At 56.8% G+C, this 15334-nt stretch carries 12 protein-coding genes; all 12 read right to left on the bottom strand.

Features of this window, described 5'->3' with window-relative positions; all coding sequences use genetic code 11:
* Positions 1–24: 24 nt before the first annotated feature.
* The gene (gene gltB / locus IV109_RS05350) at positions 25–4758 is read right to left on the bottom strand and encodes a glutamate synthase large subunit (RefSeq protein WP_296693345.1); all 4734 of its coding nucleotides are present in this window, start codon (positions 4756–4758) and stop codon (positions 25–27) included.
* Positions 4759–4932: 174 nt separating this feature from the next.
* Positions 4933–5637, bottom strand: a complete 705-nt coding sequence (locus IV109_RS05345) for a transposase (protein ID WP_296693342.1) — start codon at positions 5635–5637, stop codon at positions 4933–4935.
* Positions 5638–5650: 13 nt separating this feature from the next.
* Positions 5651–6118 carry a hypothetical protein gene (locus IV109_RS05340; RefSeq protein ID WP_296693339.1) on the bottom strand — a complete coding sequence of 156 codons (468 nt, stop codon included), beginning with the start codon at positions 6116–6118 and terminating at the stop codon, positions 5651–5653.
* Between the two features lie 52 nt (positions 6119–6170).
* On the bottom strand, positions 6171–7019 hold the full coding sequence (locus tag IV109_RS05335; RefSeq protein ID WP_296694280.1) for an SAM-dependent methyltransferase: 849 nt from the start codon (positions 7017–7019) through the stop codon (positions 6171–6173).
* Between the two features lie 65 nt (positions 7020–7084).
* Entirely contained in the window at positions 7085–7708 is a 624-nt protein-coding gene (locus IV109_RS05330) for a DUF1415 domain-containing protein (RefSeq protein ID WP_296693337.1), read from the bottom strand.
* Positions 7709–7751: 43 nt separating this feature from the next.
* Positions 7752–9008 (bottom strand): MFS transporter, encoded by a 1257-nt coding sequence (locus IV109_RS05325; RefSeq protein ID WP_296693335.1) that lies wholly within the window; start codon positions 9006–9008, stop codon positions 7752–7754.
* Complete coding sequence (locus IV109_RS05320; protein WP_296693332.1) at positions 9005–10180, bottom strand: deoxyguanosinetriphosphate triphosphohydrolase; 1176 nt, start codon at positions 10178–10180, stop codon at positions 9005–9007. Before IV109_RS05320 ends, IV109_RS05325 begins: the two co-directional genes overlap by 4 nt.
* A gap of 58 nt (positions 10181–10238) precedes the next feature.
* The gene (aroB, locus tag IV109_RS05315; protein ID WP_296693328.1) at positions 10239–11372 is read right to left on the bottom strand and encodes a 3-dehydroquinate synthase; all 1134 of its coding nucleotides are present in this window, start codon (positions 11370–11372) and stop codon (positions 10239–10241) included.
* Between the two features lie 58 nt (positions 11373–11430).
* Positions 11431–11955, bottom strand: a complete 525-nt coding sequence (locus tag IV109_RS05310) for a shikimate kinase (protein ID WP_296693325.1) — start codon at positions 11953–11955, stop codon at positions 11431–11433.
* Between the two features lie 42 nt (positions 11956–11997).
* Positions 11998–14121 (bottom strand): type IV pilus secretin PilQ, encoded by a 2124-nt coding sequence (locus IV109_RS05305; protein ID WP_296693320.1) that lies wholly within the window; start codon positions 14119–14121, stop codon positions 11998–12000.
* A complete protein-coding gene (locus tag IV109_RS05300) occupies positions 14118–14660 on the bottom strand; it encodes a pilus assembly protein PilP (RefSeq protein ID WP_296693316.1) in 543 nt (180 codons plus the stop codon). Before IV109_RS05300 ends, IV109_RS05305 begins: the two co-directional genes overlap by 4 nt.
* Positions 14657–15331, bottom strand: a complete 675-nt coding sequence (locus tag IV109_RS05295) for a type 4a pilus biogenesis protein PilO (protein WP_296693311.1) — start codon at positions 15329–15331, stop codon at positions 14657–14659. The genes IV109_RS05300 and IV109_RS05295 overlap by 4 nt, the downstream gene beginning before the upstream one ends.
* Positions 15332–15334 lie beyond the last annotated feature (3 nt).

Raw genomic sequence — 15334 nt, 5'->3', positions numbered from 1 at the left:
CCTTGTACGTTGAGACCGCTCGCCTTATTTGGCCGGAGCTGCTTCTTTTTTTGTAGCTGCTTTTGCACGACTGGTGAGGGCTACAGCCTCTTTACGCGCATGAATTTCACCCAGGGCACGCTTGTACTCGTTGGGGAACACCTTGACGAATTTCAGGCGGGATACATCCCAGGTATCGAGCAACTCGCGTGCACGCTTGCTACCGGTCCAGCGGTTGTGGTCTTGCAACAGGGCCTTCAGTTGCGCCTCATCGCTTTGACCACGATGCCAGAGGCTTGCATCCATCTTGGCTGCCTGCTCGGACTCGGTCAACACTTTCTCCAAGGACACCATGGCTGTGTTGCAGCGCTTGGCAAACTGGCCATCTTCGTCATAGACGTAGGCCACACCGCCGCTCATACCGGCTGCGAAATTGCGACCGGTCATGCCCAGTACAGCAACCGTACCGCCTGTCATGTACTCGCAACCATGGTCACCCGTGCCTTCCACCACCGTGGTGGCTCCTGAGAGGCGCACGGCAAAACGCTCGCCACCCACGCCGCTGAAGAAGGCTTCACCACTGGTGGCACCAAACATCACGGTGTTGCCAACGATGGTGTTGTTGACAGCAACACCACGGAAGTCGATGCTCGGGCGCACCACAATGCGCCCACCACTCAGACCCTTGCCGGTGTAGTCGTTGGCATCGCCAATCAGGTACAGCGTGATGCCCTTGGCCAGGAATGCACCAAAAGACTGACCGCCCGTGCCTTCGAGCTGGATACGGATGGTGTCATCCGGCAAGCCTTCAGGGTGCACTTTGGTCACCGCGCCCGAGAGCATGGCACCTACGGAGCGGTTGACGTTGCGGGCCACTTCCATGAACTGCACTTTTTCGCCCTTGTCGATGGCTGCGCGACTCTTGGCGATCAGCACATTGTCCAGTGCTTTCTCCAGACCATGATCCTGTTCCAGCGTCTGGAAACGGGGCACGTCGGCCGGAACTTGCGGCTGAGCAAACAAGCGTGCAAAGTTCAGGCCACTGGCTTTCCAGTGCTCGATACCTTTGCGCATGTCCAGCAGGTCCGAGCGTCCAATCAGATCATCAAACTTGGCAATGCCCAGCTGGGCCATGATCTGACGCACTTCTTCGGCGATGAAGAAGAAGTAGTTCACCACGTGCTCAGGCTTGCCCGAGAACTTCTGACGCAGGACCGGATCTTGCGTGGCCACACCCACCGGGCAGGTGTTCAGGTGGCATTTGCGCATCATGATGCAGCCTTCAACCACCAGCGGTGCGGTGGCAAAGCCAAACTCGTCGGCACCCAGCAGGGCGCCGATGGCGACGTCACGGCCGGTCTTCATCTGACCGTCAGCCTGGACGCGGATACGACTGCGCAGGCGGTTGAGCACCAGGGTTTGCTGGGTTTCGGCCAAACCGATTTCCCAGGGACTGCCGCAATGCTTGATGGACGACCAGGGCGATGCCCCCGTGCCGCCGTCGTGCCCGGCAATCACCACGTGATCAGCCTTGCACTTGGCCACGCCCGCTGCAATGGTGCCGACGCCGATTTCCGCCACCAGCTTGACGCTGACGCCGGCATGCGGTGCCACATTTTTCAGGTCGTGAATGAGCTGAGCCAAGTCTTCGATCGAATAAATATCGTGGTGCGGTGGCGGCGAAATCAGCCCCACACCGGGCACGGAATAGCGCAGGCGGCCGATGTACTCAGACACCTTGCCACCCGGCAACTGACCGCCCTCTCCAGGCTTGGCGCCCTGCGCCATCTTGATCTGGATCTGATCCGAACTGGTCAAGTACTCTGCGGTGACGCCAAAGCGGCCTGAAGCGACCTGCTTGATGCGCGAGCGCAAGGAATCACCATCCTGCAGCGGCATGTCCACCTCAACCACATCGGCGCCAATCACGCTCTTGAGGGTATCGCCCTTCTTGATCGGGATGCCCTTGAGTTCATTGCGGTAACGCGCAGGATCTTCGCCGCCCTCACCGGTGTTGCTCTTGCCGCCAATGCGGTTCATGGCCACGGCCAACGTGGCGTGAGCCTCTGTGGAAATAGAACCCAGGGACATCGCACCAGTCGCAAAACGCTTGACGATTTCCTTGGCAGATTCGACCTGTTCCACCGGAATGGCTTTGGCAGGGTCGATCTTGAACTCAAACAGACCGCGCAAGGTCATGTGGCGCTTGCTCTGGTCATTGATCAGCTGGGCGTACTCTTTGTAGGTGTTCCAGTTGTTGGAGCGGGTGCTGTGCTGCAGCTTGGCGATGGCATCCGGGCTCCACATATGTTCTTCGCCGCGGGCGCGCCAAGCGTATTCGCCACCAGCATCCAGCATGGTGGCCAGCACCGGATCGTCACTGAAGGCGGCCTTGTGCATGCGGATGGCTTCTTCGGCAATCTCGAAGACGCCGATACCTTCCACCCGGCTGGGGGTGCCGGTGAAGTACTTGGCAATGGTCTCGGTGTTCAGGCCAATGGCCTCGAACAACTGCGCACCGCAGTAGCTCATGTAGGTGGACACACCCATCTTGGACATGATCTTGGACAAGCCTTTGCCAACAGCTTTGACGTAGTTGTAGATGGCCTTGTCAGCATTCAGATCGCCGCCCAGATCCTTGTGGATGCTGGCCAGCGTTTCCATCGCCAGATAGGGGTGAACGGCCTCTGCGCCGTAACCGGCCAGCACACCGAAGTGGTGCACTTCGCGCGCGGTTCCGGTTTCCACCACCAGGCCGGCCGTGGTGCGCAAGCCCTCACGCACCAAGTGCTGGTGAATGGCGGAGAGTGCCAGCAATGCGGGAATGGCCACCTGCGTGGCGCTGATGCCGCGGTCGCTGATGATCAGGATGTTTTTGCCACCTTTGATCGCATCCACTGCTTCGGCGCAAAGGGATGCCAGCTTGGCCTCAACACCTTCATGCCCCCACGACAAGGGGTAGGTGATATCCAGCGTGTAGCTACGGAATTTACCCTGAGTGTGCTTCTCAATGTCACGCAGCTTGGCCATGTCGGCGAAGTCCAGCACCGGCTGGCTCACCTCCAGACGCATCGGCGGATTGACCTGGTTGATGTCCAGCAGATTGGGCTTGGGACCAATGAAGGACACCAGCGACATCACAATGGCTTCGCGGATTGGGTCGATGGGCGGGTTGGTCACTTGCGCGAACAACTGCTTGAAGTAGTTGTACAGCGGCTTGTTCTTGTCCGAGAGCACCGCCAACGGGCTGTCGTTGCCCATCGAGCCGATGGCCTCTTCACCGGCCTGGGCCATGGGTGCAATCAGGAACTTGATATCTTCCTGGGTAAAGCCAAAGGCCTGCTGGCGGTCCAGCAGCGAAACCTGGCTCTCCGATGCGCTAGCCGGCTCACCGCCGCCTTTGACATCATCGAGCTTGATGCGCAGATTTTCAATCCACTGTTTGTAGGGTTTGCTGTTGGCCAGGGTGGCCTTCAATTCTTCGTCATCCACCATGCGGCCCTGTTCCAGATCGATCAGGAACATCTTGCCTGGCTGCAGACGCCATTTGCGCACGATCTTGTGCTCGGGAACCGGCAAAACGCCCGACTCGGACCCCATGATCACAAGGTCATCGTCAGTGATGCAGTAGCGCGAGGGGCGCAGACCGTTGCGGTCCAGCGTGGCACCGATCTGGCGGCCATCGGTGAACACGATGGAGGCGGGGCCATCCCAGGGTTCCAGCATGGCGGCGTGGTATTCATAAAAGGCCTTGCGGCGCTCGTCCATGGTGGTGTGCTGTTCCCACGGCTCGGGGATCATCATCATCACGGCCTGGCTGATCGGATAACCCGCCATGGTCAGCAGTTCCAGACAGTTGTCGAATGTGGCGGTATCGGACTGGTCGGCAAAGCTGATCGGGTAGAGCTTCTGCAGATCCTCACCCAATACCGGAGACGACATCACGCCTTCGCGCGCCTTCATCCAGTTGTAGTTGCCCTTGACGGTATTGATCTCGCCGTTGTGCGCAACATAGCGGTAGGGGTGCGCCAGCGGCCACTCGGGGAAGGTGTTGGTGGAAAAGCGCTGGTGCACCAGTCCAAGGGCCGACACGCAACGCACGTCTTCCAGATCCTTGAAGTACACGCCCACCTGGTCCGCCAGCAGCAAGCCCTTGTACACCACGGTGCGGCTGGACATGCTGGGCACATAGTACTCTTTGGAGTGCGTGAGCTTGAGCGCCTGGATATTGGCGCTGGCAGTCTTGCGAATCACGTACAGCTTACGCTCCAGCGCGTCCTGCACGATCACATCATTGCCTCGGCCAATAAAAACCTGGCGCAGGATGGGCTCTTTGGCACGCACGGTGGGCGACATGGGCATGTCACGGTTCACCGGCACATCGCGCCACCCAAGCAGCACCTGACCCTCGGCCTTGATCGCACGTTCCATCTCCTGCTCGCAGGCCAGGCGGGACGCATGCTCCTTGGGCAGGAAGATCATGCCCACACCATATTCACCGAGCGGTGGCAGGGTCACGCCTTGCTTGGCCATCTCTTCGCGGTACAGTGCATCAGGGAGCTGGATCAGGATACCTGCGCCGTCACCCATCAGCTTGTCGGCACCTACCGCGCCCCGATGATCGAGATTTTCAAGAATCTTGAGTGCGTTTTTAACGATGTCATGGGATTTGGTGCCCTTGATGTGCGCCACAAAACCCACGCCACAAGCGTCATGCTCGTTCTGGGTGGAATACAAACCGTGGGTCTGAAGGTGCTGGATTTCTGCTGCCGTAGTCATGGCGCACTCCTAAAAAATGCAGTGGGGTAGAGAGAATACTGCAATGCAACAAAAGTGCCTAATAGAATAATTAGGGTCAGATTAAAATTAAAAACACCAAATTTTCTCTTGGAAAAAATAAGGGACATATTAAATACAATAGCAATAATGCCTTTGAATACGGAGGATAGAAGCTTATTTGACCTGCAACCGGGGAACTGCCAAGGGACGCCCTGGAGTGCGTTTGACAAGACGGCGGTCTGTTTTTTTCTGCAAATCAGCAACGAAATCTGATTCGCCCAAGGCCCAGCCGTGCGAAACCGAGTCTGTCAATGCAGCTTGTTGCACCGGACTGATGCCGGACTGCACCAATTCGGCATAGGCCGCCTCCCGGGCAAAAGGTGTATTGCCAAGCGTCCACATCAATTCATGCGGGGTAATAAGTTTGTCCGTACGTTGGCCGATGTAGTGCCCGTAGCTGGACCATGGATAGTCCCGCGCATGGGCCACCAAACCTGAGCGCACCGGATTGAGATCAAAGTAGGCCATGCAGGCCAGCAAATAGGGCCCCGGCTGGATCAGCGTGGATTTGTAGCGCCCCTCCCACAAGGTGCCGGTCCGTGACTGGGCATCATTGAAATGACGCACATATCGCCTGCCCACCGATTGCATCATTTGCGACAAACCCTCGGGAATGCGAGGCGTCACCAATAGGTGAAAGTGATTGTCCATCAACACATAGGCGTGAATGGCCACGTCAAACTTGCGGGCGTTGTCGTACAGCAGTTCCAGCATGAACTGGTAATCGGTCGCCGACGAGAAAATGGGCTGTCGGTTGTTGCCGCGCTGAAGAATGTGGTGGGGATACCCGGGAAGCGTCAGACGCGGCAGACGGGCCATGGCAATCCAAGTGCTATTTGGGTGCCTTGGTGACGCGCACCTTACCGCCCGTCGTCACCAGAATAACGGCATCACCGGCTGTCAGTACCTCGCCCCCTTTGGCCTGGACAATGGCACGGCGCTCGCCGCCTTTGAGTTGAATCAGCAGTTCTATGGCCTCTTCACGGGTACTCATTCGCTCGACCAAATTCCCCGCAGCGGCACCGGCCACGCCAGCCAGCACACCCAGAATTTGACCTTCGCGCTGCACGCCGCTGGCACTGTAACCACCAATGGCACCAACCACACCGCCCACCGTTGCCCCAATGCCTGACTGGCTGCCATCGACAACCACAGGACGCACACTGAGCACCACGCCATCTTCGACCTGTGCCATGCGCTGCGCATCACCGCGCTGAATGACGTCAGGACTGCTGGTGGCGCAGGCACCCAAAGTTGCAGCAACGATCAAGGCCAGGCCAAGATTCAAGAAATGCTTCATCGCAGACTCCACGGAGAAAGAAAAAGTACGGTATTCAAGGTCACGCGTTTCATCAAGCCAAGCTTGGTTCGCCATTATCGGCGGGCAATGTAAAGCGCGTGTCCAGCAACCCAATCAACCCAAACTCCTGCAGCAGGGCGCGCAGGCGCTGGGCTGCGGCGCGCTTGGGTTGACCGAGGTAACGGGCAATGATGAGCTCGTTCTTCATGCTGTGTTCCCACCCCACCAACTCGGTCACTGTGACCTGGTAGCCCGACGCCTCCAAATACAAGCAGCGCAACACGTTGGTGATCTGGCTGCCCATCTCCCGAGTATGCAAAGGATGACGCCACAACTCAGCCAATGGCGTGCGCGACAGGGAAAGCGCTTTGTGCTCACTCAGACGCCGCGCCACCTCAGCCTGACAACAAGGCACCAGCACCATGAATCGGGCCTTTTTTTGCAGACCGAATGCGATGGCGTCGTCGGTGGCGGTATCGCAAGCGTGCAACGCAGTCACCACATCGATACGATCAGGCAGCTCATCCGACTGAGCCGACTCGGCCACGCTCAGGTTCAAGAAGGACATGCGATCAAAGCCAAGGCGTGCGGCCAATTCCCGCGACTTCTGCACCAGTTCGGGACGGGTCTCGATACCGTAAATATGCCCAGCTTTCTGAGTCTTGAAAAACAGGTCGTAAATGATGAAGCCCAGGTACGATTTGCCGGCTCCATGGTCAGCCAGCGTGATACCACCCTCTTTGTCCGGCAGCTCCTGCAGCAACTTTTCGATGAACTGAAACAGGTGGTAAACCTGCTTGAGCTTGCGCCGCGAATCCTGATTGAGTTTGCCTTCACGGGTCAGGATGTGAAGCTCTTTGAGCAGTTCAACAGATTGACCGGGCCTGATTTCGGGCGCCATACCACTGGACTCCGCAGTCTTTTTCTGAACCGCCCCGGCAGTGCGGTGATTGTTCTTTTGAGGTTTCATCGTTCGGTCCTGTCAGGCGCATCAGTGCCGGGTGTCTGGCCATCAGGCGCATTGACTGAGCGCCCTAGCCCCAATGCGGCCCAGCCCTGCTCGCCGAGTGCCTGCAGGGTTTGCATGTTCTGCTCAAAAATGCTTTCTGCCTCCGGAAACGCTTGCACCGCACGGTCAATGCTGTCTTCACGCAGCAGGTGCAGGGTTGGATAAGGTGCGCGGTTGGTGAAGTTGGTGATGTCGTCCGCGCGCGTACCGGCAAACTGAAACCCGGGATGAAAACTGGCGATCTGAAGAATCCCGTCCAGTTCCAGATCCAGCAAGGCCTCGTCAGCCTCGGCCAGAAAATCATTGAAGTCAAGAAAATCGGCAAGGCAGTTCGGCGCTATCAAAAGCGTCGTATCACGTGCAGCTGGATCGCAGGCCTGCAACCCTTTTAACTCAGCAACAAGATCCTGCAGCAGTTCCCGGGGTTCATGGGCCTGGCTCACGACGTAGTGAATCTGTCCCTTCACATGCACGCCTTTGGCAAACGGGCAGAGATTCAGACCAATGACGGCCCTCTCCAGCCAGGCGCGCATGTCCTGCTCAACCAGACTGTCCGGATTCATGGAAGAGGAATGTGTCATTGAGTGAAGTGTTTTGGAAGACGAAGCGTGCGCACCCTGAATTTTAGGCGCGCCAGTGTTCGGTCGCAGTACGGGATGCCAGCTGCCGCCCCAGCCGCCAAGCCAGCAAGACACCCAGTACCGAACAGGCGCAGGTGACCAGCCACGTCCACTGCCAGCCCCCTGCCCCACTGGCCACCCAGGCCACCAGCGGTGGCCCGGCAAACTGACCCAGGGCAGACCACTGCTGCATCCAGCCTACGGTGGTAGACACCGTGCGTTCACCCGGCGCCAAGCGGACCGCCAGTGAAAACAAAGTGCCCGGAATCATGCCGCCCACCGCAGAGAAAAGCAGAATGGCAACAAACCGGATCATCGGCGGAAAACCCATGCCATCGACAAACGGAACCGTGGCAAAGGCCAGCAAAGCCCCCATGGCCATGACACCAAAGCCTGTGTACAGAAGGCGTTGCGCTGGCACACCACGGTGCAGCAATCGCCCCGCCGCCAGGTTGCCCAGGATATTCACCGCTGCGGCGAGCGCCGTGAGCACTGCGCTGGCGCTGCCCGCGACCCCGGCCTGGGCATAAATGGAGGGCAGGAAACCGATCACCGCAAGCCATTGGCCCGAATACATGGCAAAACTCAGGGCCACCAGCCAGGGGCCCGGTGAGCGCAAGGTTTGATGCAGGCGCTGCGGCCAACCGTCCCTGCTGCTACTGCGGCTGACAGGCGCCAGACGCGGGCGGCGCTGATGGTCACCTGGAACTGCGTGCCAGACCCAGAGCGCCATCAACAGGGACAGTCCTGCCGTGCCCCACCACCACACTTGCCAGCCGGCAACAAAAATCGCCAGCGGGCCCAACAGCAAGGCAAGGGCTGTGCCCAGTGGCATATAGCCGCCCCAGATCCCCAGCATGGCACTCAGACGATGGGGTGATACCAGTTGGCGCACCAGACTCGGCGCCGGCATGGAAACCAGCAGGAATCCGAACCCCTCCAAAGCCCGAAGTGCTATCAGACTCGTAGCATCCCGAGCAAATCCACCGAGGGCCCCGGCCCCAAAAAGCACCAACAATCCAGTCAGTAAACTACGCCTCAAGCCGATGCCATCGGCGGTCAAACCCACGGCGAGCCCCAGAGTCATCCCGGCCAACTGCACCATGGAGAGCAAAAATCCGGACTGCAGCAGCGTGATACCCAGCGCCTCCTGCAACACCGGCAATGCTGGCGGCAACTTGCCCACATGCAGTGCAGCGCTGACCCCCGCCAGAATGACCACGAGGGCCGACTCAATACGCCCTGACTGCTCCCGCGTCATGCCAACAAACGCTGGCCGGTAAGTCGCTCGTGCTCGCGTCCAGCGAAGCGATCGGTCATGCCGGCGATGTAGTCGGCAACGACACGGGCCCCAAGAACCTGACCGTCCGGGGCGCTGCGTACAGCCTCTGATCGGGCCAGAAATCCGCCTTGCATTTCCTGCGGGCAATCCAGGTAAAGGCCAAACAGTTCACGCACCACTGTTTGCGCCTGACCGGTGGTATGCATGACCTTGGGATGCCTGTACAACTGATGCAAGAGGAATTTCTTGAGCGCTTGCGACTTGTCCCGCATCTCCGCGCCAAACTGCATCAGTGGCGCCAACTCGCGGGCCGCTTCGACGCTCTGAGGCGAAGCCTCCAGTAGCGCACGCTCGCTTGCATCAATGACATCGTAAACTTGTGCACTGAGCATGCGACGAATGGTTTCATACAGCAGACGGCGTCCTTGTTGACGATCGCCCAAGTCTGGATAGGCGCTCAGCGTTTGCCTGCGAAAATCATCAAACAGCGCGACCTCCTCCAGTTGCTCCATCGTGATAAGACCCGAGCGCACGCCGTCATCAATATCGTGAGCGTTGTAGGCAATCTCATCCGCGAGATTGCACAGCTGTGCCTCCAGGCTGGGCTGGGAGCGATCCAAAAAACGCTGCCCGACGCCACCCGGCTCTCTTTCCTCAAGTTGCTCGGCATTGCCACGGGAGCAATGCTTGAGAATACCCTCGCGCGTCTCAAATGTGAGGTTCAAACCATCAAACTGCGGATAGCGTTGCTCCAGATGGTCCACCACGCGCAGGCTTTGCAGGTTGTGCTCGAAGCCACCAAATCGCCGCATGCACTCATTGAGCGCATCTTGGCCGGCATGACCAAACGGCGTGTGCCCAAGGTCATGCGCCAGGGCGATTGCCTCAACCAGATCTTCATTCAGATTTAAGGAACGGGCAATGGAACGGCCCAGCTGTGCCACCTCCAGCGAATGGGTCAGCCGTGTGCGAAACAGGTCGCCTTCATGATTCAGAAAAACCTGGGTCTTGTAAACCAGCCGCCGAAATGCCGTGCAGTGGACGATGCGGTCCCGGTCGCGCTGGTACTCAGTCCGTGTGGGCGCAGGCTCTTGCGGAAATCGGCGTCCCCGTGATCTGCCGGGATCGCATGCGTAGACAGCCAGCGTCATTTTTTGGGTCAAAATATGGCGATAGCCAGCGTGGAATCTATGATTTACGCTATCAATTTCATACTGACTCAGTGCAGCACAAATTGATGATTTCGCGAACCATGGCATCTGGGGCAGTCCGCATGACGGCGCGGGCCGGCCCATCGATGACGACAAACCGAATTTCCCCAGCTTCCGCTTTTTTGTCCACGCGCATCAGTTCGAGATAGCGCCCGGCGTTGTCGGTATTGGACAGGACGGGGCCAACCACTGGCAAACCGGCCTTTTGGATCAGGGTACGCAGACGTTGCACATAAGCAGCGTCGACCAAGCCAAGGCGCTCTGACAGATGTGCCGCCATGACCATGCCACAGCCTACGGCCTCACCATGCAACCATTCGCCATATCCCAAACCAGCCTCAATCGCGTGTCCAAACGTATGCCCGAAGTTGAGAATGGCACGCAGCCCCGACTCGCGTTCATCCTGCCCCACAACCCAGGCCTTGATTTCACAGCTTCGTTTCACCGCATGTGCCAGGGCTGTCGGCTCCTGGGCCAGCAAAGCATCCATGTTGGCCTCTATCCAGGTCAGGAAATCCAAATCCGCGATCGGACCGTACTTGATGACTTCAGCCAAGCCGGCACTGAGTTCGCGTGCAGGCAGGGTCTTGAGCGTGCCCAGGTCGCACACCACCTTGAGCGGCTGGTAAAAAGCACCAATCATGTTTTTGCCCATCGGATGATTGATACCCGTTTTGCCGCCCACCGAAGAATCGACCTGCGCCAGCAATGTCGTGGGCACCTGTACAAAAGGCACACCCCGCATGTAGCTTGCCGCAGCAAAACCAGTCATGTCACCCACAACGCCACCGCCCAGGGCGAAAAGGACTGTTTTTCGGTCGCAACTATTCTGCAGCAGTGCATCGAAAATAAGGTTCAACGTTTGCCAGGTTTTGTGCTCTTCACCGTCCGGCAAGACGACCACATGAACCTTCTCGTACTTGACCTGCAGGGCCTGCTGCAAACGCTGCGCATACAGGGGCGCAACCGTCGCGTTGGTCACAATCAGCGCACTCTGTGCGGCCGACAACTCGGAATAGACGCGTGGATTGTCGAACAGCCCGCTGCCAATGGCTATGCTGTAGCTGCGATCTGCCAGGTCGATAGAGACGGTTGAATTCGGTAGACTGGATGGAGGCGCTGAAAGGTTCATACCCGAGAGTTTAGAGGCACTTTACGAAGTACTGCATCGAGCCTCCCGCACCACCCCATCAAGACCCGGATACGACGCCTGCCAATTCAAGCTGCATCACAATCATGTTGACGAGCGTGGCAACGGACGGACGCCCTGTCTCGATCACAAAATTGGCCGTTTCCCGATAAAGCGGATCGCGGTGAGCATGAAGATCCCGCAGGCGAGCCAAGGGGTCGGCAACCTGGAGCAAGGGGCGGTTGACGTCGTGACGCAATCGCCGGAACAACTCATCTGGCGATGAGTTCAGGTAAATCACCTGGCCGCGCTCACGCAGATTTTTGCGGTTATTCGGTCGCAAAACCACACCACCGCCAGTGGACAGTACCCCTTTGGAGTTTTGAGTAAGCTGGTCTATGACCGACTCTTCAACGTCGCGGAAGCGATCTTCCCCTTCACGCTCAAAGTACTCGCGGATTGAACAGCCCAATTGCTGTTCAATCACGTGGTCTGAATCAAGGAACGGCAGTTGAAGTCGCCTCGCGAGTTGCCGCCCCACGGTTGACTTGCCACAACCCGGCAGGCCTATGAGACTGAGTATCAATTTAACAACAGGACAAGCGCCACAACGTAAAAATTTTAAATCTCAACGCGAAGCTTTATCAGTCAACACTTTAGGCGTAATGAAAACCAGCATTTCCTGCTTGTTAGCTGTCTTGGATCGAGTCTTGAACAGATTGCCAACCCCCGGCAAATCACCAAAGAATGGCACTTTGGTCTCATTTTCGAGTTCGATCAACTCGAAAATTCCGCCAATCACAACGGTACCGCCGTTCTCCACCAAAACCTGCGTCTGGATGTGTTTGGTATTGATTGCAAAACCGGCTGCAGTCGACTGCCCTACCGTGTCCTTATTGACGTCCAGCACGAGAATGATGTTGCCTTCCGGTGTGATTTGGGGGGTGACTTCCAATTTTAAATTTGCCTTGCGAAAGGCGATGGACGTTGCGCCGCTCGCAGACGCGACCTGATAAGGCAATTCGGTACCCTGTTCAATTACCGCTTTGATCTGATCTGCGGTTACCACGCGCGGGCTGGACACTACCTTGCCTTTGCCATCCGCCTCAAGCGCTGATATTTCCAAATTCAAAAATCGATTGGCGGCAGAACCAAATAACGAAATTGCAAAGGATGCGGGGTTGAAACCGCCCTGACCCACAGCCGGCAAATTGAAAAAACTGGTGTTCAAAGTATCAAGTACCGTTGTGCTTTCCCGCGTCATCCCAGTCACTGCGTTGTAGGTTGCGCCAAATGCCACCGATTGCCCGCCAAGCCCGTATCCAGGTGTGCCTCCTCTTGCATTGGTACCACGCAAGTCACTACCACCGAGTCTTACTCCCAAAGATTTACCAAAGGTATCTGAGGCCTCCACAATTCGCGCTTCGATCAACACCTGCCGCACGGAAACATCAATCTTGGAGATCAATTGCTGGACCTGCTCCAGTTTGCTCGCAATATCGGTCACAAACAATTGATTGGTCCTGCCCTCCGCAATCGCACTGCCACGTGTACTCAGAATGCGGGAACTGCCAGCGCCCGTCAACTGCGTCGCGACTTCTGATGCCTTGGTGTAATTCATCTGGAAAGACTGGGTGCGCAAAGGCTCCAAACCTTGAAGTGCGGCCACCGATTCAAGCTCCAGCTTCTCTTTGGCATTGATTTCATCCCTGGGAGCAATCCAGAGCACATTACCAGTCTTGCGCATACCCAGCCCTTTGGATTGCAGGATGATGTCCAGTGCTTGGTCCCACGGCACATCCTGCAAGCGCAAAGTCACCGATCCTGTGACCGAGTCAGAGGTGATGATGTTGAAATTTGTGAAGTCAGCAATGACCTGCAACAGGGAACGAACTTCAATATTCTGGAAATTCAGCGACAACTTCTGCCCACTGTAGCCCGGTCCTTGGGTCAATTTGGTTGGGTCAACCTTCAAAGGTTTGACTTCCACCACAAACTGCTCATCGCTCTGGTAAGCACTGTGAACCCATTGCCCCTTTGGCTCAATCACCATCCGTACACGGTCGCCGACCTGGAATGTAGTAACAGTCTGCACTGGTGTACCAAAATCGGTCACATCGAGACGGCGTCGAAGTCCTTCTGGCAAAGTAGATTTCATGAACTCAACCACCAGGGTCTGCCCTTGTTGGCGAATATCAACACCGACCTGATTGTTGGGCAAGGCCACCACAACACGGCCTGAATTTTCTTCACCACGTCGGAAATCCAGATCCTTCAATGGCAAAGTGTCCCTGCTCCGGCTCTCTGCAAAAACCGGTGCTGTCGAGGCTGGTGAGGCAGCGACCGCCACGCTATCCAACACCACCAACAAGGATTTCCCCTGCAACTGGGTCTTGTAGGCCGTTGCTTGCTTCAAATTGAGCACAACGCGCGTCCTATCGCCGGCCTGCACCACGCTAACCGATTTCAAGTTACCCTGGTTGATGTCCACCGTGGAACGGCCCATACCATTTGAAATTCCAGGAAAATCCAGCGCAATCCTGGCTGGTGACTGTATTGAAAATCCTGTCGGCACTGCAGTGAGGGGTTGCGTCAAATCGATTTTCACGACCTCAACACCACCCTGAATAGACCCGGAAACGGCTTCGATAGCGCTCTGCGCCTGAGCAGACAATGCGCCCAGCACCAGGGACATGCCCAGAAAAACCTGTTGCCACGTTCGCTTGGCGATTCCAAAGTTCTGCTTGTTCATTTTGACCTCTCTTGCAGCTGCAAAGTAGCTGGGCGCTCAATCCATTCACCCACAGCATCTTGCACAATTTCACGCAGCGTGACTTCTGTCTCGCTGATCTTCATCACGCGTCCATAGTTTTGCCCAAGGTAGTTGCCAGGACGAACCTGGTACAACAGCTTGTCAACCCTCACCAAGGCAACAGGTTGCCCGGCCTTCACCAAGCTTCCTACCAGCGCCATGGCATCCAGGGGAAATGACTCCAACGCCTCCTTGCGACGTGCCAATTCAGGTGCAATCAATGCACCATTGGAAGCAGACTGGGTCGCCTCTTTTTTGAGCGCCTGCGTCAGCTTTTGATTGCTGAAGGGCTCAATGGCCGTGACTTGGCTATAACTCTCCGGCTTGAATTGCTTGGGCTCTGAAATAGGTGTGACTTTCGGCAAAGTCTGCTTCTTCTGGTCCGCCATCCATTGCGTCAATTCATCGTCTGTAGAAGCACCACATCCCGCCAAAGCGAGAATCAGCACACCAAGGAAAAACTTAGGCATTGGCTTCATTTTTTGCCCCCTTTGGGTGCCGTCGCCTTACTTTGTGCAGCGATTTCGTCTTTATCCAGGTAGCGGAAGGTCTTGGCCGTTGCGTCCATGGCCAACGTTCCATCTTTCGCTGGCACGATAACCAAGTTATTGAGCGTCACAATGCGGGACAGGTTGGCGATATCGGATGCAAAAGCACCAATGTCGTGGTAACGCCCGGTCACGCGAACCGCAATGGGCAACTCGGCATAGTAATCCTTGACGGCAATTTGCCCTGGTCGAAACAAATCAAATTGCAAGCTACGGCCCAAACCAGCCTGATTGATATCAGAAAGCAAGGCGTCCATTTCTGCTTTGCTGGGCAACTGCTTCTCCAACTGAGTCACATACTGCTGAACCTGCTCCCGCTGCTTCTTCAGCGCTTCCAGATTAACCGCCTTGGTCAGCTTTGTTTTATATTCCTCGCGCAGCTTCACCTCTTTGGCTTTCTCGACGGTCAACTCCTCTTCAGAGGTGTTCAACCACAAGAACCATAGAGCCACGACTAACACAATGGCAATGCTTAAAAAAAGCGCATAGCGAGGGATTGCTGGCCACTTGGACGGATCCTTGGGGTCCAGGTTACTGAACTGCCCAAGTAACTTCTCCTGCAAAGCAGGAAAGTCGATATTCATTGATGTCTTGCTTGCCATATC

The organism is Rhodoferax sp. (assembly GCF_018780565.1).
In the GTDB taxonomy this organism is placed as follows: domain Bacteria; phylum Pseudomonadota; class Gammaproteobacteria; order Burkholderiales; family Burkholderiaceae_C; genus Rhodoferax.
This window is presented reverse-complemented; position numbering and strand designations above follow the sequence as displayed.